General features: G+C 54.7%; 13 protein-coding genes and 1 pseudogene. 9 read left to right on the forward strand and 5 right to left on the reverse strand.

The features are described 5' to 3' along the window. Positions 1-24: 24 nt before the first annotated feature. Complete coding sequence (locus QN378_RS05230) at positions 25-1770, forward strand: autotransporter assembly complex family protein (RefSeq protein WP_322203009.1); 1746 nt, start codon at positions 25-27, stop codon at positions 1768-1770. Next, a complete protein-coding gene (locus QN378_RS05235; protein WP_323546392.1) occupies positions 1767-5459 on the forward strand; it encodes a translocation/assembly module TamB domain-containing protein in 3693 nt (1230 codons plus the stop codon). Before QN378_RS05230 ends, QN378_RS05235 begins: the two co-directional genes overlap by 4 nt. A gap of 166 nt (positions 5460-5625) precedes the next feature. On the opposite strand, the gene QN378_RS05240 is transcribed toward QN378_RS05235, so the two are convergent. Continuing rightward, a complete protein-coding gene (locus tag QN378_RS05240) occupies positions 5626-6621 on the reverse strand; it encodes an aldo/keto reductase (RefSeq protein WP_322203011.1) in 996 nt (331 codons plus the stop codon). Positions 6622-6752: 131 nt separating this feature from the next. Between QN378_RS05240 and QN378_RS05245 the strand changes: the two genes are divergently transcribed. The 7 genes from QN378_RS05245 (at position 6753) to QN378_RS05275 (ending at position 19697) form a co-directional block, all read left to right on the forward strand. Further along, complete coding sequence (locus QN378_RS05245) at positions 6753-7676, forward strand: LysR family transcriptional regulator (RefSeq protein ID WP_322203012.1); 924 nt, start codon at positions 6753-6755, stop codon at positions 7674-7676. A gap of 63 nt (positions 7677-7739) precedes the next feature. Beyond that, on the forward strand, positions 7740-8240 hold the full coding sequence (gene tpx / locus QN378_RS05250; protein ID WP_323546388.1) for a thiol peroxidase: 501 nt from the start codon (positions 7740-7742) through the stop codon (positions 8238-8240). A gap of 174 nt (positions 8241-8414) precedes the next feature. Further along, on the forward strand, positions 8415-9746 hold the full coding sequence (locus QN378_RS05255; RefSeq protein WP_322203015.1) for an MdtA/MuxA family multidrug efflux RND transporter periplasmic adaptor subunit: 1332 nt from the start codon (positions 8415-8417) through the stop codon (positions 9744-9746). After that, positions 9743-12853 carry an MdtB/MuxB family multidrug efflux RND transporter permease subunit gene (locus QN378_RS05260; protein ID WP_322203017.1) on the forward strand — a complete coding sequence of 1037 codons (3111 nt, stop codon included), beginning with the start codon at positions 9743-9745 and terminating at the stop codon, positions 12851-12853. Before QN378_RS05255 ends, QN378_RS05260 begins: the two co-directional genes overlap by 4 nt. Next, entirely contained in the window at positions 12850-15957 is a 3108-nt protein-coding gene (locus QN378_RS05265) for an efflux RND transporter permease subunit (RefSeq protein ID WP_322203019.1), read from the forward strand. Before QN378_RS05260 ends, QN378_RS05265 begins: the two co-directional genes overlap by 4 nt. After that, a complete protein-coding gene (locus QN378_RS05270) occupies positions 15954-17420 on the forward strand; it encodes an efflux transporter outer membrane subunit (RefSeq protein WP_322203021.1) in 1467 nt (488 codons plus the stop codon). Before QN378_RS05265 ends, QN378_RS05270 begins: the two co-directional genes overlap by 4 nt. Before the next feature lie 171 nt (positions 17421-17591). Then, positions 17592-19697 carry a putative bifunctional diguanylate cyclase/phosphodiesterase gene (locus QN378_RS05275; RefSeq protein WP_323546386.1) on the forward strand — a complete coding sequence of 702 codons (2106 nt, stop codon included), beginning with the start codon at positions 17592-17594 and terminating at the stop codon, positions 19695-19697. An 86-nt stretch (positions 19698-19783) separates the two neighbouring features. Here QN378_RS05275 and mapR read toward each other — a convergent pair. The 4 genes and pseudogenes from mapR to QN378_RS05295 all read right to left on the reverse strand — a co-directional run bounded on the left by mapR (position 19784) and on the right by QN378_RS05295 (position 23384). Beyond that, positions 19784-21193, reverse strand: a pseudogene (gene mapR / locus QN378_RS05280) (GntR family transcriptional regulator MpaR). Positions 21194-21249: 56 nt separating this feature from the next. After that, positions 21250-22662, reverse strand: a complete 1413-nt coding sequence (gene ccoG / locus QN378_RS05285) for a cytochrome c oxidase accessory protein CcoG (protein ID WP_322203024.1) — start codon at positions 22660-22662, stop codon at positions 21250-21252. Between the two features lie 231 nt (positions 22663-22893). Next, complete coding sequence (locus tag QN378_RS05290) at positions 22894-23115, reverse strand: DUF3203 family protein (protein WP_322203026.1); 222 nt, start codon at positions 23113-23115, stop codon at positions 22894-22896. 98 nt (positions 23116-23213) lie between these two features. Then, positions 23214-23384, reverse strand: a complete 171-nt coding sequence (locus QN378_RS05295) for a hypothetical protein (RefSeq protein WP_322203028.1) — start codon at positions 23382-23384, stop codon at positions 23214-23216. Positions 23385-23597 lie beyond the last annotated feature (213 nt).

Below are 23597 nucleotides of genomic sequence, written 5' to 3' on the forward strand. Positions count from 1 at the left end.
CAGCTCGTGATAGCATTCGCACCTATGAAGTTTCACGGAAGATTTACTCGCGGCTTATTTCTGTTATGTACTGTCCAGCTCAGCAGTTTTGCGGCGCTCGCCCAAACGCAATTGGATGTCAGGATCAAGCCCTCCAATGCCGAACTCAAAGCCAACGTCGAAGGGTATGTGGGCAGCCTCGGCGAGCGCGATATAGAAGCGCTAAGGCGTTTTAGCGTAGGTGCCGAGGAGCAGGCACTGAAAGCCGCACAAGCCTTGGGTTATTACCAAGCTCACATCGACAGTGAAGTAGAACCCGGGAAAGACAAAGACCTGCGGCTTGTTATCAACATTGAGTCCGGTGAGCCTGTGCGTTTGCGCACGGTTACGGTACGCGTAGACGGCCCGGCGTCAACGCTTAAAGAGTTTCGCATCCCATCAAGCGACGTTCTGAAACCCGGCGCAGTGCTCAACCACGGCCATTATGAAGACGCCAAGCGACTGATTCAAAATCAGGCCTCGCGTTATGGGTTTTTCAGTGGGCATTTCACCCAACAGCGTTTGGCCATCGACCCAAAAGCAGGGATTGCTGATATCGAATTGGTTTTCGACAGCGGGCCACGCTATGACTTGGGTAAGGTTAGCTTCACCGGCGATGCACCGTTCGACGACGATTTGATGCAACGGATGGTGCCCTTTAAAGCCGACAGCCCTTATGACTCAGAACTAATCGCCGAACTTAACCAAAACCTGCAGTCCAGCGGATACTTTGAAGGCGTGCGCGTCGACGCCGCACCCACGGCCGCGGTGGCCCAAGTGATTCCGGTTTCGGTCCAGTTGGAGACACGCAAACCCCGCACGGTGGGCTTGGGTATTGGTTACTCCACCGATGTCGGTGTGCGTGGCAAGGCTAATTGGACAAGGCATTGGGTTAACTCCCAAGGTGACAGCTACGGTGCCGACATGGAACTGTCTGCGCCCAAGCAAAACGTCGGTCTGTGGTACGACATCCCCCTAGACCCGCCACTGACGGACAAGCTTCGTTTTGCTGGCGGGTATCAGTATGAGGAGATCGCTGGCAGCGACAGCCTCAGTAAGCTGCTCACAATCGGGCCGGAATGGCACAGTAAATTGCCCAGCGGTTGGGAGCGGGTGCTTTCATTGAAGTGGCAGCGCGAGGATTACCGTCTGGGCGACGACGCGGGCCTAAGCACGTTACTCATGCCCGGTGTTAGTTATTCATTTTTGCGCAGCGATAACCGGATTGATCCTCACAATGGCTATCGTCTGCAATTAGATGCTCAAGTTGCTAAAGAAGGGCTCGGGTCCGATACCAACCTGTTTCATGGCAACGTTTTACTTAAGGGCCTTACCACTGTGTTTCAAAATCATCGCTTTTTAGGCCGTATTCAATTGGGCGGTAATGTCACCAACGGTTATAAGTCGATTCCGCCGTCCCTAAGGTTCTTCGCCGGTGGCGATCAAAGCGTGCGGGGTTACGATTATCAGACCCTTTCGCCTACCAACTCCAACGGCGATCGGGTAGGGGGCCGGTACATGGTGGCAGGCAGCGTTGAGTACCAGTATTCCATTGCTGAAAAGTGGCGAATTGCGACGTTTATCGATCAGGGTAATGCGATCAACTCTTTGCAACTTCCCAGCTTGAAAACGGGTATTGGCGTTGGCATTCGGTGGGTGTCCCCGGTAGGGCCTTTGCGCCTTGATCTCGCCCACGCTCTGGATGATAACGGCGGGATTCGTTTGCACTTTTCCATGGGGCCCGAGCTGTGAAACGGGCAACGAAGATTGCCGTTATCAGCCTGACCGGTTTTTTTACTGTATTAGCCATTCTGGTTCTCGGGCTGTATGCGATTCTCGCTACCGATGCTGGCAGTCGTTGGGCGCTTGGGCAGGTTCCCGGATTGCAGGTCGACAACTTCAATGGGCGCCTGGCTGGAGAATGGCGGGCTGATCGGCTGCGCTGGGTTCAGGGTGATAACCAGGTTGAAGTCGACTCTGCGGTATTTGTTTGGTCGCCGTCGTGCCTAATGACCATGACCCTCTGTCTCGATCAAGTGTGGGCTCATCGAATCAGTTTGCAGTTTCCGCCTGTGCCTGAACAGAACAGTGGTCCAATAACGCTACCTACCATAAAACTACCGTTGGCGATTCGGTTGGGCGATGTGCGAATTGATAGCCTGTCGCTCAACGGCAGCGAGCAATTGAAAGACCTGCAATTGACGGCGCAATGGACATCCCTGGGCGTGCAGATCGGTACTGCGCATTTGCAACGAGACGATCTTGTTCTGGATCTTTCTGGTGTGTTGCAACCGAACGGCGACTGGCCATTGACCGCCCTAGGTCAATTGAAATTGCCGGCTCCTGGCAATGTGCCGTGGACCCTGGCCTTGAACATTCAGGGCGATTTACTGAAGACTCTCCACTTTAACGCCGACAGTGCAGGCTATCTCCAAGGTGAATTGGCCGGGCGACTGCAACCGTTGGTAGAAAACCTGCCCGCACAGGTGAAGATTACTGCTGAAAATTTCAAGGCGGCTGCCGATCTGCCCGACACGCTGCAACTCAACCAGCTTGTGCTAATTGCCGGAGGTAATCTGAAAGACGGTTATCAAGTCACTGGCAATGCCAGCCTGCCTGCGGAAAAAAGCCCGGTCGCGCTGATGGTTAAAGGGCGCGTCGACGCTCAGGGTGCTGATATTGCGGCTATCGACCTGACGGCCGGCTCCGATCAATCAATGAGGCTCAGTGGCAGGCTCGCCTGGCAGCAAGGTTTAAGCGCCGATGCGAAAATCGAATGGCTGAGTTTCCCCTGGCACCGTCTTTACCCAGCCGTTGCTGAACCTCAAGTGTCGGTGCGTACCTTTGCAGGTGAAGTGTCTTACAGTGATGGCAGGTACTTGGGGAATTTCAACTCGACGCTCGACGGTCCAGCGGGGGCCTTCACCTTGAGCAGTCCGTTCAGTGGTGATCTCAAACAGGTGTTTTTGCCGCAGCTTGAATTGAGTGCAGGTCAGGGTAAGGCCAGCGGTCATTTGACTCTGCAATTCGCAGACGGTATTGGCTGGGACACTGCGTTGGACTTAAGCGCAATCAACCCGGCGTATTGGTTGGCAGAGCTTCCAGGCAACCTGGCCGGACCTCTGCGCAGTGAAGGCGAGTTCAGAAACCAAAAACTGACCCTAACTGCCGACCTGGATTTGAAAGGTAAGCTAAGAGGCCAGCCGGCTGTTCTTCAAGCCAAAGCAGACGGCGCAGGAGATAAGTGGACCGTCAGCGCGTTGGATATCCGCCTCGGTGATAATCGAGTTCAGGGTAACGGCAGCGTGCAACAGAAGTTGCTCGGTCACCTAAACATTAATCTGCCGCATCTGTCCCAACTTTGGCCGCAATTGCAGGGGCAACTCAAGGGGAGTGTGAATCTGGCTGGCAGCTTGCAATCACCCCAAGGCCAGATATCGTTGACGGGTGGGCAGTTGGTGATGGGCAATAACCACTTAAAAACATTGACCCTTGACGCGAAACTGGACAGCACACAGCGCGGGTTTCTAGATTCGAATGTCGCCGGAATTCGGTTTGGCGAAACCCAGCTGGGGACCTTGATCGTCACTGGCCAGGGCGATATCAAGCGTCAAAATATGCAGGTCAGCCTGAAAGGTCCGTTGCTGAAATTGGCCTTGGTTAGCGATGGTAGCCTGGATAAAGGTAACTGGCGCGGCCGCTTGGCCAGTGGCGAGGTTCAGACCGGTGGCCAGGACTGGCGCTTGCAGCAACCCGCCAAGCTTGAACGTCTGGCGGACGGCAAAATCAATTTCGGTGCACATTGCTGGATATCAGGTGCTGCGAGCCTGTGCGGTGAAGATCAGCGGTTGATGCCGGAGCCACGGCTTCGTTATCACCTCAAGCAGTTTCCTCTCGACAGCCTAGCCCAATGGTTTCCCAAGGATTTTGCCTGGGAAGGCTCGTTGAACGCCGACGTGCAAATTGATTTGCCTGCGTCCGGTCCTAACGGAAAAATCTCGGTGGACGCCAACGGCGGTAGGCTACGTCTCCTGGAAAAAGACCAATGGCTGGATTTTCCCTATGAAAGTCTCAAGCTCTCAAGCACTTTAACTCCCAAGCGCATCGACTCACGGTTGGACTTTCGTGGCGGCAAATTGGGTACGTTATCGATGACGGCACAGATTGATCCGCTGGCGAAAAGCAGACCCATAACGGGCAACTTCGACCTCCGTGGGCTTGATATTTCTATCGCCCGCCCGTTCGTGCCAATGGTCGAAAAGCTAACCGGTCGTCTTAACGGAAGCGGGCATGTATCGGGTAGTCTATTGGCGCCCCAGGTGAGCGGCGAGATCACCCTTAGCGACGGCCAAGCCTCAGGCCCGGAGTTGCCGCTTACTGTGCAGGACTTAAAAATCCAAGCGTTGATCTCAGGAGAAAGTGTGCGCTTGAACGGCAGTTGGAGCAGCGGCAACACTGGGCGGGGCAGCTTGAACGGACAGGTCGCATGGGGCGAGGCGCTGGCGGTGGACGTCAATCTCAAGGGCACGCACTTGCCAGTAACGGTAGAGCCGTATGCCGAACTTGACGTGGCGCCGGACCTGCATATTTCAATGAAGGGGGACAAGCTAGCGATCTCCGGCAAAGTGCTGATTCCCAAAGGCTCGATCACTGTCCGGGAATTACCACCATCGACGGTCAAACTTTCGGGTGATGTGGTCATCATAGGCCAACAAGCGATTGATTCCACTCAGCCGAAGCAGCCATCTTTGGCGATGGCTATGGATATCGACGTAACAGTCGGCGAGGAAATGCTCAGCTTTACCGGATTCGGGCTAACCGCCAATCTGGCAGGGCATGTCCACATAGGCGACAACCTCGACACCCGTGGTGAACTCAATCTCAACGATGGCCGTTATCGGGCTTATGGGCAGCGCTTGATTATTCGTAAGGCCCGGCTGTTGTTCGCTGGGCCTATCGATCAGCCTTATCTGGACATCGAAGCGGTCCGTCAGATCGATGACGTGATTGCGGGCATTCGCTTGACGGGGAGTGCAGAACAGCCGACTACCGTGGTTTTCTCAGAACCGGCCATGACTCAAGAACAGGCTCTTTCTTACCTGGTTCTGGGTCACCCGCTTACCACCACTGGTGCAGACAGCAATATGATGGCCCAGGCAGCGCTGGCATTGGGGTTGGCGGGAAGTTCTTCCACAACCGGCGCATTGGCTAAAAATTTGGGCATCAAGAATTTTGAACTGGACACTGCCGGCAGTGGTACCACTACCAGCGTGGTCGCCAGCGGCAAAATCACTGACAAAATAAGCCTGCGTTATGGGGTTGGCGTATTCGATCCGGCCAACACTATTGCGCTACGTTATACATTAAGTAAGAAGGTATACCTTGAAGCCGCCAGTGGCATTGCCAGTTCGCTGGATATCTTCTACAAGCGTGATTTCTAGGCGGCGTTGCACCGAGTGGTTGCATTCGCTGGCAAGCCTGCTCCCAAAGGATCTTTGTCAATGGGGAGTTGGCTTGCCAACGAAATAGTGGGGACTAGCAGCATAAATTTCAGATCAACCACGACCCGGAAGCGCCAAATTCATTCGCGAAGCGATGCACGCAATATCACTGATTCACCAGCTTCAAGGACGTATCTGTGTACCGTTTGCCGGCAATGGCCTCGACCGGAAACAAATCCTTGAGCGCTTGCAGCTCCCCTGAACTTAGTTTGATGTCCAGCGCCGCGACATTTTCTTCCAGGTATCGTCGTTGCTTGGTGCCCGGAATCGGGATTACATCATTGCCCTGCGCCAGCACCCACGCCAACGCCAGTTGTCCCGCTGTCACGCCCTTGTCTGACGCCAACTTCTGAACCTTCTCGACTAATAGCAGATTTTTGCCGAAGTTTTCGCCTAAAAAGCGAGGGCTGGAACGACGGTAGTCATCGGCTGCGAAGTCGTTCGGACTTTTCAATGTGCCTGTCAGAAAACCACGTCCTAACGGGCTGTAGGGTACAAAGGCAATACCCAGACGGCGGCAGGCTTCGAGGCTGCCGTTTTCTTCAGGGTCGCGGCTCCACAACGAATACTCAGTCTGTAACGCGCTGATTGGATGCAACTTGTGCGCGCGCTCCAGGGTACTGGCGCTGGCTTCACTCAACCCTAGGAAACGCACCTTGCCGGCTTTGACCAAATCGGCCATGGCACCAACGGATTCTTCAACCGAGATTTGTGGGTCGATTCGATGTTGGTAGTACAAATCCAGTGTTTCGATGCCCAAGCGCTTTAGCGTCCCATCGATAGCGCTACGGATGTATTCAGGGCTACCGTTCACGCCCCTGGCAGTAGGGTCCCCTAAGTCTCGAACAAAACCGAACTTGCTGGCGATGAACACTTGGTCGCGTTTGCCACGTATCGCTTTACCGATCAGCTCTTCATTGGTGAACGGACCATACATGTCCGCCGTGTCCAGCAGATTAATTCCTAACTCCAGGGCCCTGTGTAGTGTCGCCAGGGCTTCTTTAGAATCGGTGCCGGTGGTGTAAAAATCGGTCATGCCCATGCAGCCGAGGCCGATGGCAGAAACGTGAGGACCGTTTGTTCCGAGTTGACGAGTTTGCATTGATCACTCCTGCTCGTTAAAAGATAGCCCTATTGTTACCCTCGACAGAGCAGGGATAAACCGGCTAAAAATGCTTTCACTGTTTAGAAAAACTAAATAATGAATCATCAATCAATCAGTAGGCTGTACGAATGGACCGATTTAACGCGATGCGCGTTTTTACCCGTATCGTCGAGCTAGGCGGTTTTGCCAAGGCGGCCGACAGCTTGCATATACCCCGCGCGTCGGCAACGATTTTGGTCAAGCAGCTGGAAGCGCATTTGGGCGTTCAATTGCTCCAACGCACGACACGCCAAGTCAAACCGACCCTGGACGGAGAGGCTTATTACCAGCGCTGCACGAGTTTGCTCACAGATCTTGAGGACACCGAAGCGATATTTGCGTCCAATCAGGTCGAGCCTAAAGGCACGCTACGTATTGATATCCCGGTAGGCTTCGGCCGCTTGATTATTTTGCCCGCACTGCCCAAATTTACTGCCCGCTACCCTCAACTTGAGCTGGAAATCGGAATGAGTGACCGTCCGGTCAAGCTAATTAGGGAAGGGGTGGATTGTGTGGTGCGTATCGGACCATCCCTTGACGACTCATTGGTTGCTCGATTGTTGGCCCATATTCCGCAAATCACTTGCGCCAGTCGGGAGTATTTAGCGCGCGTGGGCATGCCAAAAAGCTTGGAAGATCTTCAGGGGCATCAAGTCATCGAGTACTTTTCTGCCAATTCCGGCAAACGCTACGGACTGGAATTTCAACTGGGGAGTGAGGTCCATGAAGTAAGCCTGCCCCGGGCACTTTCAATCAACAGTGCGGACGGCTACCTTGCTGCCTGCGAAGCCGGATACGGTTTAATGCAGACGCCGCACTATCACATTGTTGAGCAACTGCGCAGTGGGGCATTGCTGGAGGTGCTTGGCGCATATCGGCCTCCCACCATGGCGCTGATGGCCTTGTACCCGCCGCATCAGCAAATGTCACGGCGGGTGCGCGTGTTCATTGACTGGCTGGTGGAGCTTTGTGCTCAGCATAATCTGTCAAACAAAAAGCATTCATCCCAATAGGTCGCTAAGCACTTTCGTGTTTAACTTCTGGCTCTTCCAAAACCGTTCAAAAGGACTCAGTTCATGGCTCAAGTGACTCATAGAGGCAACCCTATCCAGGTCAGAGGCGAACTACCAGCCGTCGGAAACGCAGCTCCTGCGTTCTCGCTGGTTGCGGGTAACCTGGCTGACGTGACCTTGGCTACCTTCGCCGGCAAGCGCAAAATACTGAATATTTTTCCAAGCATCGACACTCCGACCTGCGCCACTTCCGTACGCAAATTCAACGCGCAAGCCAATGAGCTGACTAACGCTGTTGTCCTGTGTATTTCTGCCGACCTGCCGTTCGCTCAAGCCCGTTTCTGTGGCGCTGAGGGTCTCGAAAATGTGCAAAATCTTTCGACTATGCGCGGTCGTGAATTCATCGAGAACTACGGTGTGGCGATCGCCGAAGGTCCCTTGTCCGGTCTGACGGCACGGGCAGTGGTCGTACTCGACGAAAATGACAAAGTGCTGCACAGCGAGCTGGTCCCGGAAATTGGCCAAGAGCCGAATTACGATGCCGCCTTAGCTGTACTGAAGTAACAAGTTGTAACATTAACGGCCTGGACTAGTTCGGGCCGTTTTTTATTTATGCTTCAGGGCCTTATAGAAAGTAAGTGCTAAGTAAATAGCCGGTAAAGGCCCTTTGCTTCTCATCCCACAATGCTTATTGTTCTGCCTCTCAATGAAGCCGCCGCGCACAATGGTTGATTATTCATGCAATCGTCTGGCCCCCGCAGTTCCCGTCGTTGGCTGATTAGCCTGTTAGTCCTATTGGTCATCATCGGCCTGTGCTGGAAATTCTGGCCGTCTAACGGATTGCAGCGAGGTGGCGATGATAAAGGTACTTCTACTGCAACCCGCCAAAAAGGCGGAGGCGGTGGGACTAAGAGCGGGGCGCCGAGGCCGGGTTTTGGTGGAGCAACCGGACCGGTTCCTGTCCGGGTGGCAGCGGCAACTTATGGCGATTTCCCTATCCTCTATAAAGCATTGGGCACCGTGACGGCAATGAACACCGTCAACGTGCGTAGTCGCGTGGCAGGAGCATTGGTCAAGATCAACTTTCAAGAAGGACAGATGGTCAAGGCCGGAGACTTGTTGGCTGAAATAGACCCCCGCAGTTATCAAATCCTTTTGGAGCAGGCTCAAGGCACGTTACTGACCAACCAGGCGTTGTTAAAAAATGCGCAGGTTGATCTTGAGCGCTATCGAGACCTGTACGCCGAAGACAGCATTGCCAAGCAGACGCTGGATACTGCTGCATCTCTTGTCAATCAATATGTGGGCACGATAAAGACGAATCAGGCCGCTGTAGGCGACGCTAAACTCAATCTTGAATTCACCAGAATCCGAGCGCCAATCAACGGCCGGGTGGGCTTGAAGCAATTAGACGTCGGCAACCTTGTTGCTGCCAACGACACCACGGCGTTGCTGATTATTACCCAGACCAAACCGATCACGGTGGTTTTTACCCTGCCGGAGAAAGACCTTTCAGCGGTAATCAGCCGCTATCACAGTGGTGACAAATTGCCTGTAGAGGCGTGGGATCGGGGCGACGTGAAGCTGCAAGCCAGCGGTGTATTGGCCAGCCTGGACAACCAGATCGACGTCGCCACTGGCACGCTGAAATTCAAGGCGCGCTTTGAAAACCAGGACGAGGCGCTGTTCCCGAATCAATTCGTTAATGTGCGTTTGCATGCCGACACGCTTAAACATGCGGTCCTGGTGCCTTCAGCAGCCGTTCAATTTGGCACGAATGGCACCTTCGTCTACGTGATGGACGGCGACAAAAAGGTCAAGGTTCGTCAGCTTGTAGCTGGCGCCAGCGATGAGTCTTCCACAGTTATCACCAGCGGTTTGGTCGCAGGCGAGCGTGTAGTGCTGGAGGGCACTGACCGCTTGCGTGATGGTAGTGACGTTGAAGTGGTGAACGATAGCAAAGACGTGCCCGCCACTACAGACCAGAATCTACGGGGCAAACCGCCCCAGGACTCCAGTGAGTCTACCAAGGCTGGCGAGGCTGCCAAGGCGGGCAAAGGCAGCGTATGAACATCTCACGGTTGTTCATCCTGCGTCCGGTAACAACCACCCTGAGCATGTTGGCTATTGTGTTAGCCGGTTTGATTGCTTATACCCTGATGCCGGTCTCAGCATTGCCACAAGTGGATTACCCGACGATTCGGGTCTTGACGCTATATCCCGGCGCGAGCCCTGAAGTCATGACCAGTGCCGTCACTGCACCGTTGGAGCGGCAGTTCGGACAAATGCCCGGCCTCACGCAGATGGCCTCCACCAGTTCGGGGGGAGCTTCGGTTATAACTCTACGGTTTAGCCTGGACCTGAACATGGACGTCGCCGAGCAGGAAGTGCAGGCAGCCATCAACGGCGCCACCAACTTACTGCCAACTGATTTGCCCGCTCCTCCTGTTTACAACAAGGTAAACCCGGCCGATACGCCAGTGCTAACGTTGGCCATTACTTCGAAAACAATGCCCCTGCCCAAGCTTAACGATCTTGTTGATACACGCATGGCGCAAAAAATCTCGCAGATCAGTGGCGTGGGTCTGGTCAGCATCGCTGGCGGCCAACGTCAGGCAGTACGAATCAAGGTCAATCCCGACGCGTTGGCCGCTAATGGATTGAACTTGGCCGATGTGCGCACGCTGATCACTGCGTCTAACGTCAACCAGCCTAAAGGAAGCTTCGACGGCCCGACTCGGGTTTCTACACTTGATGCCAACGACCAGTTGAAGTCAGCTCAGGAATACGCTGACCTGATTCTGGCCTACAAAAACGGCGCACCCTTGCGTCTCAAGGATGTAGCCGAAATCGTCGACGGTGCGGAAAATGATCGGCTGGCTGCGTGGGCCAACGAAAACCAGGCGGTGCTGCTGAATATTCAACGCCAGCCCGGTGCGAACGTGATTCAGGTGGTTGATCGGATTAAGGCGCTGCTGCCGAGCATCACCGATAATTTGCCTGCCGGATTAGACGTTACCGTACTTACCGACCGCACCCAGACGATTCGCGCCTCGGTAAACGATGTGCAGCATGAATTGCTGATCTCAATCATCCTTGTGGTACTGGTAACCTTCCTTTTCCTGCGCAGACTCAGCGCCACGATTATCCCGTCGATTGCAGTCCCACTCTCGCTGGTTGGGACCTTTGGTGTGATGTACCTAGCAGGTTTCTCGGTCAACAACCTGACATTGATGGCGATGACCATCGCCACTGGTTTTGTGGTGGATGATGCCATTGTTATGTTGGAGAACATCTCGCGGCATATTGAAGAGGGCGATACACCGTTTCAAGCGGCGCTCAAAGGTGCGCGGCAAATTGGTTTTACTCTGGTGTCGCTGACCATTTCGCTAATAGCAGTGTTAATTCCATTGCTGTTCATGGCTGATGTGGTTGGGCGATTGTTCCGTGAGTTTGCGATCACCTTGGCCGTCGCGATTCTGATTTCGCTGTTCGTTTCGCTGACGCTGACACCAATGATGTGCGCGCGATTGCTCAAGCGTGAACCAAAATTAGAGGATCAGGGGCGTTTCTACCGGGCCAGCGGTGTCTGGATCGATTGGCTGATAGCTGCGTATGGACGCAAGTTGCGCTGGGTACTAAAACATCAACCACTGACATTACTGGTGGCCGTCGCCACATTAGGGCTAACAGTGTTTCTGTACATGATCGTGCCCAAGGGCTTCTTTCCAGTGCAGGACACCGGGGTCATTCAGGGTATTTCTGAAGCGCCGCAGTCGGTATCGTTTGCTGCCATGAGTGAGCGTCAACAGTCGCTGGCGACCATCGTTTTGCAAGATCCGGCGGTGGAGAGCCTCTCGTCTTACATCGGTGTCGACGGCGACAACGCCACCTTAAACAGCGGGCGCATGCTGATCAATTTAAAGCCGCATAGCGAACGCAGCGTGAGCGCGACGCAAATCATTCGGCGTTTACAACCCGAGCTTGAAAAAATATCTGATATCCGACTGTTCCTTCAGCCGGTGCAAGACTTGACGGTTGAAGACCGGGTCAGTCGCACACAATATCAATTCAGCATGTCGTCACCTGACGCGGCCCTGTTATCGCTGTGGAGCGGCAAGCTGGTGGATGCCTTGATTCAACGTCCGGAATTAAAGGATGTCGCCAGTGACTTGCAGGATAAAGGGTTGCAGGTATATCTGGTTATCGATCGCGATGCAGCCAGTCGAGTCGGTGTCAGCGTAGCCAACATCACCGATGCGCTGTACGACGCGTTCGGTCAGCGACAGATTTCTACCATCTACACTCAGGCCAGCCAGTACCGTGTGGTACTGCAGGCGGCAGTAGGGGTTGACCTTGGTCCTCTGGCGCTGGAGCAGGTTCATGTCAAAACCGCGGCGGGTACTCAGATCAAACTATCGAGTCTGGCGCGGATTGAGCAGCGGCAGGGGCAGCTGGCTATCGCCCACATTGGTCAGTTTCCGGCCGTCATGATGTCTTTCAATTTGGCGCCGGGGGTAGCGCTGGGCAAAGCGGTTGAAGTGATCAACCAGGTCCAGAAGGACATTGGCATGCCGATAGGTGTGCAAACCGAATTCCAAGGCGCAGCACAGGCGTTTGAGGCCTCACTGTCGAGTACGTTGCTGCTGATATTGGCGGCGGTGGTGACCATGTACATCGTACTGGGCGTGCTATACGAAAGTTATATCCACCCGATTACCATTCTTTCAACCTTGCCGTCTGCGGCGGTCGGTGCGTTGTTGGCCTTGTTGATCAGCGGCAATGATTTAGGGATGATCGCGATCATCGGGATTATTCTATTGATTGGCATCGTAAAGAAAAACGCCATCATGATGATTGACTTTGCGCTCGACGCTGAACGTAATCGTGGCATTGCTCCGGAAACCGCGATATACGAAGCGGCGCTGTTGCGTTTTCGGCCCATTTTGATGACGACATTGGCGGCGTTGTTCGGTGCGGTGCCATTGATGCTGGCGAGCGGCTCTGGCGCAGAGCTGCGTCAGCCGTTGGGTCTGGTGATGGTCGGCGGGTTGATGGTGAGTCAAGTATTGACGCTGTTTACGACGCCAGTTATTTATCTATACTTCGACCGGTTAGGTCGGCGCTGGAACCATAAACCGGACACCGCGGCCGACTTGGAACAAGCCAAGGTATGAACCTGTCGGGGCCGTTCATTCGTCGACCGGTGGCGACCATGCTACTGAGCTTGGCGATCATCCTGCTGGGCAGCGTTGCGTTTAATCTACTGCCTGTGTCGTCATTGCCGAACATGGACTTCCCGGTAATCGTCGTCTCGGCCAACTTGCCGGGTGCCAGCCCAGAAGTCATGGCCTCGACCGTGGCCACGCCGTTAGAACGTTCGCTGGGTACTATCCCCGGCATCGCCACCATGAGCAGTCGTTCAAGTCTAGGCTCCACACGGGTGATTTTGCAGTTTGACTTGGACCGCGACATCAATGGCGCGGCGCGGGAAGTTCAAGCCGCTATCAACGCAGCGCGCAACCTGCTGCCCAGCGGTATGCGCAGTATGCCGACCTATAAAAAGATCAATCCTTCCCAAGCGCCGGTTATGGTCTTGTCGTTGACGTCGGATGTGCTGGAAAAGGGCGAACTGTACGATTTGGCGTCGACCATCCTCTCGCAGAGCCTGTCGCAAGTGACCGGCGTCGGTGAGGTGCAAATTGGTGGCAGTTCTTTGCCAGCGGTTCGCATTGAGTTAGAGCCACAGTTACTCAGTCAATATGGCGTGTCGCTGGACGATGTACGCACCACCATCGCCGCTGCCAATGTCCGTAAACCCAAAGGATCAATAGAAGACGCCGACCACAATTGGCAGATTCAGGCCAATGATCAACTAGAGAAAGCCAAAGATTACGCACCGCTTATCATCCGCTACCAGAACGGTGCGGCGTTGCGTCTGAGCCATGTCGCTAAAGTCACCGACGCAGTGGAGGACCGTTACAACAGTGGGTTTTTCAATGACAAACAAGCGGTTTTGCTGGTCATCAATCGCCAGGCGGGCGCCAACATCATCGAGACTGTAGCGCGAATAAAGGCGCAGCTTCCGGCTTTGCAAGCGGTGCTTCCGGCCAGCGTCAAACTGGACTTGGCCATGGATCGCTCGCCCGTGATCAAGGCAACGCTGCATGAAGCCGAAACCACGCTATTGATCGCGGTAGTATTAGTGATTCTAGTGGTGTTCTTTTTTCTCGGAAACTTCCGCGCTTCACTCATTCCAACCTTGGCGGTACCGGTGTCCTTGGTGGGTACCTTCGCCATCATGTATTTGTATGGTTTCTCGCTAAACAACCTGTCGCTGATGGCGCTGATTCTCGCCACAGGGCTGGTGGTGGATGACGCTATTGTGGTGTTGGAAAACATCTCCCGGCACATCGACCGAGGCATACGGCCGATGGAGGCAGCGTACCTCGGCGCCAAAGAGGTCGGTTTTACATTGCTGTCGATGAACGTGTCGTTGGTGGCGGTTTTCCTTTCCATCCTGTTCATGGGTGGAATCATTGCCAGCCTGTTCCGCGAATTTTCCATCACCTTGGCGGCGTCAATCATCGTTTCGCTGTTGGTGTCTTTAACCCTGACGCCGATGCTGTGCGCACGCTGGCTAAAGCCGCACAACCCGGCAACAGAAAACGCCTTGCAGCGCTGGAGTCGTGGGCTAAATGACCGGATGATCGTGGGTTACGATCGCTCCCTTGGCTGGGTATTACGGCATCCCCGGCTGACGCTGTTGAGCTTGTTTGTCACTATCGGTGTCAACTTCGCGCTCTACGTCGTGGTGCCCAAAACCTTCATGCCTCAACAGGACACGGGTCAATTGATCGGTTTCATACGAGGCGATGACGGCCTGTCGTTCGCGGTGATGCAGCCGAAAATGGAAATTTTCCGGCGCGCCGTGCTCGCTGATCCAGCTGTCGACAGCGTAGCGGGGTTTGTCGGTGGCAACGGAGGCACCAGCAACGCCACGATTATCGTGCGCCTCAAGCCAATCGCGGAGCGCAAGTTGGCCGCTGATAAGGTCATCGATCGTTTGCGCAAGAATATGCCGCTGGTGCCTGGAGGAAGGTTATTCCTTCAAGCCGACCAGGATCTGCAGTTTGGTGGCGGCCGTGAGCAAACTACCTCGCAATATCAATACCTCCTGCAGAGCGGTGACCTGGCTAGCCTGCGCTTGTGGTATCCGAAGGTGCTCGAAGCACTCAAGTCGGTGCCAGAACTTACCGCGATCGACGGTCGCGAAGGCCGGGGGGCGCAACAAGTAACGCTGCAGATTGACCGCGACACTGCCAAGCGCTTGGGCATTGATATGAAGATGGTGACGGCGGTGTTGAATAACGCTTACAGCCAGCGGCAAATCTCCACTATTTACGACAGCCTCAACCAGTACGAAGTGGTCATGGAGGTCAACCCTAAATTCGCTCAAGACCCAATAACGCTAGATCAAGTGCAGGTGATTACCGCCTCGGGCGCCCGAGTTCCGTTGTCGAGCATTGCTCACTACGAACGCAGCTTGGCGGACTCCCGAGTGACGCACGACGGGCAGTTCGCTTCTGAGGATATATCCTTTGATCTGGCAGACGGTGCCACCCTTACCCAAGCCTCGGCAGCCGTTGAGCGGGCCGTGGCCAAAATTGGCTTGCCGACCGACGTTATCGCGAAAATGGCGGGTACCGCAGACGCTTTCGCCGCTGCCCAAAAAACTCAACCGTTCATGATTCTGGGCGCGTTAGCGGTGGTGTATCTGGTGCTGGGCATTCTCTATGAAAGCTATATTCACCCCCTGACTATTCTTTCGACCCTGCCGTCAGCCGGAGTGGGTGCCTTGCTTACCATCTACATGGTGGGCGGCCAATTCAGCCTGATCTCGTTGCTGGGCCTGTTTTTGTTGATCGGCGTGGTGAAGAAAAACGCCATTCTGATGATCGATTTGGCGCTGCAACTGGAGCGTGACCAAGGCATGAGCCCGATGGACTCGATCCGCAGCGCTTGCTTGCAACGGCTGCGACCGATATTGATGACTACGTTAGCGGCGATTCTCGGGGCAGTGCCTTTATTGCTGAGCAGCGCTGAAGGAGCAGAAATGCGTCATCCATTGGGCCTGACCATTATCGGTGGCCTGATCTTCAGTCAGATACTGACCCTCTACACCACCCCGGTGGTTTACCTTTATCTCGACCGTCTTCGCCATCGCGTCAATAAATGGCGTGGCGTGCGTACTGATGCCGCATTGGAAACTCCGTTATGAACGACCGCCTGCACATCTCTTCCGTTTTTCAGCGGCCCGTGCACTGGCTCGGTACCGGCCTTTGCGTGCTGCTGCTTAGTGCCTGCGCGGTCGGGCCGGACTATAAAAAACCGACTGTGACCACGCCCGTCCAATTCAAGCAGGCGCTGGGCTGGCGTCAAGCAACGCCTAACGACGCGTTGAAGCGGGGTGCATGGTGGGAGGTTTATGGCGATGAGCAACTCAACGGGTTGGTGGAAAAGCTCAATACTTCCAACCAGACTGTCGCGCAATATGACGCTCAATATCGACAAGCCCAAGCGTTGGTCCGTAGCGCCCGCGGTGCTTTTTTTCCGACACTTGGTCTGACCACTACTAAAAACCGCTCTAGTCAGGGAATTGGCAGCAGCAGCTCAAGCCTGAGCAGTTCGAGCAGTGGCATCCGGGACACTTATAACGCTCAGTTGAATGTCAGTTGGGAAGCCGATATCTGGGGAAAATTACGCCGCATAAGGGAAGCCGACCAGGCCAGTGCTCAGGCCAGTCTGGCTGATCTGGCATCTATGCGTCTGAGCCTGCAATCGCAACTGGTGCAGAATTATTTGCAGTTACGGGTAATCGATGAGCAGAAACGCTTGCTTGAGGCCACGGTAGAGGCTTACCAGCGTTCATTGACGACTACGCAAAACCAATACCGTCATGGTGTTTCTGGGAAGGATGCGGTCGCGCAGGCGCAGACCCAGCTTAAAAGTACCCAAGCAGACTTGATTGACCTGATTTGGCAGCGCGCGCAGTTCGAGAATGCCATTGCGGTATTGATGGGACAAGCTCCGGCAGACTTCAGCCTGGCCGCCATCACCTCAGTTCCGGCACTGCCGGAGATACCGCTGCAAGTGCCTTCCCGGTTGCTTGAACGACGCCCCGACATCGCGGCGGCGGAACGGTCAGTGATGGCCGCTAACGCTAATATTGGCGTAGCAATAGCTGCTTACTATCCCGACTTGAGCTTGAGCATGAACGGCGGTTATAGCAGCTCCACTTTCGCCAACTGGATCAGTCTGCCGAACCGCTTCTGGTCGGTCGGACCCCAACTGGCGACCACATTGTTTGACGGCGGGCAACGTTCGGCTGAAGTCGATCGCACTGAGGCAGTCTACGATCAGACCGTGGCTCAATACCGACAAACCGTGCTGAACGGTTTTCAGGAAGTCGAAAACTATCTGGTCAAGCTCAAGGTCTATCAAGACGAAGCGGTGGTGCGCGCCGAAGCGTTAGACGCGGCGCGTGAGTCACTTCGCTTGACCAATAACCAGTACAAGGCTGGGTTGATCGCCTACCTGGACGTGGTAACGGTGCAAACCACGGCGTTAAGTAATGAAAGAAGCGTGCTGACCCTCCTGCAAAGTCGACTTATTGCTAGTGTTCAATTAATCGCCGCGTTGGGCGGTGGCTGGGATGCGGAAAATGGATTGACCCTCCGATAATCAATCTTACGGTCAGGAATATTGCCCTTGCGGCTGGTATGCCTTAGTTATTTACTGAATCAACGCTTCGGATTCAACTAAACAGTCCGCGACTTCTTGTACAAGTTGAGTACACTATTAAGCTTTTATTTGGGCAAAATATTGTTATCCGCCCGGATCACGAGAAGCCGCATGCTCATTGGTAACTACACACCATCGTTGGTCTTGATCTCCGTATTTGTGGCGATATTGGCCTCTTATACCGCGCTGGATCTGACCGGTCGGATTGCAACGGCAAAAGGGCGTGCCGCCTACATGTGGATAGGCGGTGGTGCATTGGCTATGGGCACCGGCGTGTGGTCGATGCATTTCATCGGGATGCTCGCGTTTCACCTGCCCATCGAATTAGGTTTTGATATTCCAATTACCCTGTTGTCGTTGTTAATTGCCATTCTCGCTTCCGGGTTCGCCCTTTGGCTGGTCAGTCAACCGCAGCTACCCTTACTGCAACTGGGTTTTGGCGCATTGATTATGGGTGCCGGGATCAGTGGCATGCATTATTGCGGGATGGCCGCATTGCGCATGCAGCCCGGTATTGATTACGACCCTTTTCGTGTAACCCTTTCACTGCTTATTGCTTTTAGTGCGTCGGCGGCGGCGCTGTGGACCGCTTTTCGTCTGCGTCAGCAGGCTCCCTATGTGCGCTTGATCCGCGCCGGAGCGGCAGTGTTTATGGGGGCGGCGATTGTCGGCATGCATTACACCGGCATGGCTGCGGCCACCTTTGCAGAGGGTAGTTTCTGTGGCGCAGTGGGCACCGGCTTACGCTTCAACGGGCTGGACATGTTAGTCCTGATCACCAGCCTGGCGGTGCTGAGCATCGCCCTGCTTACGTCGGTTCTCGATGCGCGGCTGGAAGCGCGCACCACTGTATTGTCCGATTCGCTCAGCATGGCCAATCAAGAGCTGACGCATTTGGCGTTGCATGACACGCTGACTGGTTTGCCAAATCGCGTTTTGCTGGCCGAACGTGTTGAACAGGCCATGCGCAAAGCTGATGAACATGGCGGCAGCTTCGCACTCATGTTTATGGACCTTGATGGCTTCAAACCTATAAATGATGCCTTTGGCCACTATCTTGGTGACCAGCTGTTGCGCCAGGTCGCATTACGGCTGCGCAAGGAACTCACTAGCCAAAATACCTTAGCGCGTATCGGCGGTGATGAGTTCGTGTTGCTGGTCGACTTAGGCGAGCGCGCTGACGTCACGGCATTCGCTTCCCGCCAGGTTGCCTTGATGAGCCAACCGTTTATTGTTGCCGAAAACACAGTGCAAATTTCTGCGAGCATTGGCATTGCTTTATATACCGGGAGCGGTGAGACGCAGCATGAGTTGCTGATGAATGCCGATGCCGCGATGTACCACGCTAAAGCGGCAGGAAAAAACGGCTTCAGCTATTTCGACGTTTCAATGAACACCAACGCGCGCAATCAATTGCAGTTGCTGCAGGACTTGCGTACCGGACTTAAAGAGCAACAGTTTTGCCTGTATTACCAGCCTAAATTCGATGCGCTGACGGGCCTGCCGATAGGGGCTGAAGCGCTATTGCGCTGGCAACATCCACAACAAGGGTTACTGTTGCCTGACAAGTTTATTGGCTTGGCAGAAAAAACCGGTTTGATCATCCCTATCGGCGACTGGGTACTTAACGAAGCCTGTCGCCAGATGCGTGTCTGGTACCAGCAGGGCTACACCCATTGGCGGATCGCGGTCAACCTCTCTGCGCTGCAGTTTTGCCATGCAGGTTTAGTCAGTAGCGTTGCCATGGCGCTAGAACTGCATCAGTTGCCCGCCAATAGCCTGACATTGGAAATCACTGAAAGCACGGCCATGAGTGACGCCGATGCGAGCATGACGGTGCTTCGACAGTTGGCGGGAATGGGCGTTGACTTGTCCATTGATGACTTCGGCACCGGCTATTCCAGCTTGATGTATCTTAAGCGTCTGCCAGCCAATGAAATCAAGATCGACCGTGGCTTCGTTCGTGATTTGGAACATGACAGCGATGACGCCGCTATTGTCTCGGCCATCGTCTCCGTGGGTCAGGCGCTGGGCCTTCGCATCGTTGCCGAGGGGGTTGAAACCAACGTCCAGCAAAATTTTTTGACTCGTCTAGGCTGCGATTCACTGCAAGGTTTTCTGCTGGGGCATCCGCTTCCCGCCGAAGAATTCATGGCGGATATCCATGCCGCAGAAGCGCAGTCAGGTGAGCAGTCGCAAGTTATACCTGAGATGTGAAGTTCGTGGTTTTTCTTCGAAAATACCTGGATAGGTGGCAAAAAAACTGCGGTTAGGCTCCGCCAGGGCATACGTTATCGTTTCGCTCAGAACGAACGAATAATTCGCCCCAGGGTTTCCATGGCTTTCTCTGCTGTCTCGTTCCAGGGACTGCCGTAATTAAGGCGGATACAGTTATTAAAGCGTTGGGTCGGTGAAAATATCGGCCCGGGGGCAATGCTGATGCCTTGGGCCAGGGCCATCTGAAACAACTTCAACGAATCCATTTGCTCGGGCAGTTCCAGCCACAGAAAGTAGCCGCCTGCGGGCTGGCTGACCCGGGTTTGTGCCGGGAATTAGCGGACGATGGCGCTGAGCATGGCGGCTTGTTGCTCCTCCAGCGCGTAGCGCAGTTTACGCAGATGGCGGTCATAGCCGCCGTGTTGCAGGTAGTCGGCAATGGCTGCTTGGGCGGGCATTGACGCGCAGAGCGAGGTCATCAATTTGAGCCGCTCGACTTTTTGCGCGTAGCGTCCTGCGGCGACCCAGCCAATCCGATAGCCAGGCGCTAGGCTTTTGGCAAACGAGCCGCAGTGCATCACCAAACCATCGGTGTCGAACGCTTTAGCAGGTTTTGGCGCTTGGGAGCTGTAATACAATTCGGCATACACATCGTCTTCGATCAGGGGCACTTGATGTTGACGCAACAACTCCATCAATTGCCGCTTCTTGGCTTCGGGCATGGTTGCCCCCATAGGGTTCTGAAAACTGGTCATGCACCAACAGGCTTTGATCGGGTGGCGATCCAAGGTCTGGGCCAGTACCTCAAGATCGATACCATCACGAGGGTGAACCGGAATTTCAATCGCTTTGAGCTTGAGGCGCTCTAATACCTGCAAGCAGGCGTAAAACGCAGGGGCTTCGATGGCGACCAGATCGCCGGGCTCAGTCACAGCTTGTAGGCACAAGTTCAGCGCTTCAAGCGCGCCATTAGTGATGATTAATTCTTCCATGGGTAGCATCAAGCCGCAGACCATGTAGCGCAGAGCGATTTGCCGCCGTAGCTGGGGATGGCCGGGCGACATGTCAGTGACAACCATGCGCGGGTCCATGTCGCGCGCTGCACTGGCCAGCGAACGGGCCAACCGCTGCAAGGGAAACAACATAGGACTCGGAAATGCTGAACCAAACGGCACGGTTTGCGGGTCTTTAATTGAATCAAGCACCGAGAACACCAACTCGCTGACATCCACCTCGGTGGACTCGCTGACCTGATGACTGATCACTGGTTCAGAAAACTGCCTAGGCGCGTTGTTAGTGACGAAATAGCCGGAGCGAGGCCTTGCCCTGATCAGCCCGCGACGCTCCAGCAAATAGTAAGCCTGGAACACCGTCGAAGGGCTGACGCCGTAAGACTGGCTTGCGTAACGCACTGAAGGTACTCGCTCGCCGGGCCCCAGCACCCCAGAGCGGATCAGTTCAGCGATGTCTTCGGCAAACTTTTCATAGCGTTTCATCGGTGCTCGCTGGCTGACAATCGGTGGAAAATAGTGCATGAACCGTTCCGAGATAATCACCGATTGAGCGGCGCAACAAACCGGCTTTGTGCCAAGCTGCGGACACTGGAATCAGCATCGTCTACCACCTCAAAACTGATGCTCTGGGAACTGCTGGTCGGGTGGTCGGCGATCATCGCCACCGACACCGGAATGTCGATGATTTCCCCCGCCGCGAGACTGATTTGAGCCTTGCCGTGATACTCCAAGCCTGCACCCTCGACCAGCGCCAGATGATACTGCTGTGGCTGCTGAGTTTTGTTGATGATTTTCAGGCTATAGATATTTTCGATCTGGCCTTGGCTATTTTCGCGGAACATACCTCGGTCCTTGCTGACGTCCAACGAGACCATCGGCCGCTCGACCAGCGACAACACCAGCGCGCCGATCATCAATGCCAACACCGCGCAATAGCCGATCAAGCGTGGCCGAAGCAGGTGGGTATGACCGCCTTCGAGGGTGCGTTCGGAGGTATATCTGACCAAGCCGCGTTCATAGCCCATTTTGTCCATGATCGAGTCGCAGGCGTCGATGCACGCTGCGCAGCCGATGCATTCCATCTGCAAACCGTCGCGGATGTCGATGCCGGTGGGGCAGACCTGCACGCACACTTGGCAATCTATGCAATCACCTAGCCCGACCGAGGAGGGCTCGACGTCACGTTTACGCGGGCCGCGATTTTCGCCACGTGCCGCGTCATAGGAAACGGTGAGGGTGTCTTTGTCGAACATCACGCTTTGAAACCGCGCATATGGGCACATGTGCATGCATACCGCTTCGCGCAGCCAGCCGGCATTGATATACGTCGCCGCCGCGAAGAACAGCACCCAGAACAAGCTGACACCGCTTAATTGCAGGGTCAGCATTTCTATGGCCAGTGGCCGAATCGGGGTGAAGTAGCCCACAAAGGTCAGGCCGGTCAAAACGCTGATCACCAGCCATAAGCCGTGCTTGGCGGATCGTCTCAGTAGTTTATTCACTCCCCACGGCGCGGCTTGTAGCTTGATCCGCTGATTGCGTTCGCCTTCGGTAAGTTTTTCGCACCACATGAAGATCCAGGTCCAGGAACTTTGTGGGCAGGTATAACCGCACCACACGCGCCCGGCGAATACCGTGATAGCGAACAAACCAAAGGCGCAGATGATCAGCAGCGCAGACAACAGAATGAAATCCTGCGGCCAAAACGTCGCGCCAAAGATATGGAATTTGCTATCAGCCAGATCCCAGAGCACCGCTTGGCGGCCGCTCCAGTCCAACCATACCGTGCCGAAAAAAAGCAGGAACAGAAGTCCCGTCCCGCTCAAGCGCACAGTGCGGAACAGGCCGGTGAAACTGCGGGTGTGGATCAGTGTGTCGTTGGACCTGGCCTTTGATCTTGCACGGGAAGGTTCAACCAATTCAATGATCTGGACGGGGATGCGCTCGCTCATAGTAAGTACTCATCAGCCTCGATCAGGCCAATGAACTATGGGCGCGCAACTGGTTGCATAACAGACTCAGGTATTTGAATAAAAAGCAGATCAGATAGGCCATTTGTCCTAGGGATTTGCTAGGTTTTAAAGCATTTAGATGCCGGTAGGTCCGAACCTTTTGGTGAGAGTTGCCGCTGGGTACGCCTGACACACCGCCTCCGTCGGCAAGCCAATTGCAACAGAACTCCTTCAATCCACCACGGTATGGTGCCGTTTATCCAGAGCGCCTAACACCGTCAATGAATCCGCCTCGTCTTCGGTAATGGACACGCTTTGGCCGTCGATTTGGGCTTCAGACATGTGCGTGGCGTCATTGGTAATGATCACTACCTCGATAATGGGGCTTTCATAGCGCACCTCTTCAATGACGGCGGAGCAGTGCTCGCGGGTGTTGTCAAATTGCAATGGCATGGTTGTTTTCCTCTCAGTGCTTCACTAGCGTCTGCCCTCGCTATACGACAAACCTCGCGACTGAAGGCCTAAGGTTTGGTCGCACTTAAGGGCATTAGTCATAAAAACGCTTTGCCAAGAATTGCCGGCGATTGCTCGGGAGGTGGATCACCTTTGGGCGGCTCCATCACGGGTGGCATTGTCGGGGGTTCCTTCCCGGGCGGTGGCGTCGGCAAAGCAGGGTCGTCGATCATTGGGTCAGGCGTTTCGGGCGGGATAGGGATGTTCATTGGGCTACCTCCTCATTGCTATGTGTCAAGGTTTAACAGGTGAACGGTTCGACCACATCCAATGGGTAAATGATGCTCGCATCCGACGAAGAGCCGTCTACGCTCACCCTCGCACCCAAACCCTTTTGAACTTTTTCCGCCCGTCCACGTTCGGAAACTATGCGGCCCCGTGAGGTGGAACAGCGCAGGATGGGCTCGCTCTTTCTTTTTAAT

This window comes from Pseudomonas sp. 10S5, assembly GCF_035019745.1.
Classification (GTDB): Bacteria; Pseudomonadota; Gammaproteobacteria; order Pseudomonadales; family Pseudomonadaceae; genus Aquipseudomonas.